The sequence below is a fragment of the Streptomyces sp. SID3212 genome, assembly GCF_009865405.1.
Taxonomy (GTDB): Bacteria; Actinomycetota; Actinomycetes; order Streptomycetales; family Streptomycetaceae; genus Streptomyces.
Map to the genome: position 1 here is coordinate 1 of NZ_WWJY01000535.1, position 856 is coordinate 856.

Annotated in this window: 1 protein-coding gene; it reads right to left on the reverse strand. The window is 75.4% G+C overall.

The genetic code is table 11. From position 1 onward, the window contains the following. Window positions 1-52 precede the first annotated feature (52 nt). The coding region (locus GT042_RS15925) for a PucR family transcriptional regulator (RefSeq protein ID WP_161309372.1) at window positions 53-856 on the reverse strand (804 nt) is incomplete at its 5' end.

Genomic DNA, 856 nt, shown 5'->3' on the forward strand with positions numbered 1-856 from the left:
CCCGTCCGGCGATTGAGGACATCAGTAAGCGCAACGGACACCACCGCAGAAGCTACCGCTCCGTCGTCTTCAGGGACAGCCACAGCTCCATCCGGACGTCCGGGTCGTCCAGGGAGCGTCCCAGGATCTCCTCCACCCTCCGCATCCGGTAGCGGAGCGTGTGCCGGTGGACGCCCAGATCCGCCGCCGCCGCGTCCCACTGGCCGTGGCGGGACAGCCACGCCCGGAGCGAGGCCACCAGATCGCCGCGGCCCTTCGCGTCGTGTTCGTACAGCGCCCGCAGCAGGCCGTCCGCGAACGCCCGTACCGCGTCGTCCGCGAGGAGCGGGAGAATCGAGCCCGAGGCCAGTTCCTCGTGCTCGACGAGCACCCGGCCCCGCCGCCGCGCCACGGACAGCGCCGCCTCGGCCTGTTTGTACGCGCCGCCCACCGCGATGGGGCCCGTGGGCGCCGAGAGCCCGATCACGACGCCCCCGACCGCGGGGGTCGCCAAGGAGGCCACCACCGCGCCCCCGTCCACCGCGAGCACCGCGAGCCGCTCCCCGTCCGGTACCGCCAGCACCGCCTCGCCCGCCCGCGCCCCCGCCGCCTCCAGCGCGTCCGACAGGGCCTCCAGGGCACCGGGCTCCGTCGTGTCGGAGTCCGGTTCGGCGATCAGCAGGCGGAAGGGCGCGTCGAGCAGCCCGCCGTACAGCTCGCCCGCCACGGAGCGGGCGTGGTCGGGCTGCCCGGACAGCAGCATCCGCAGGACCGCCGCGCCGAGCCGCTGCTCGGCCTCCCGGAGGGCGCGGGAGCGCTCGGTGGTCAGCGTGAGGAGCGCGACCGCCGAGTGCACGGCGTACCGCTCGGCGGTACC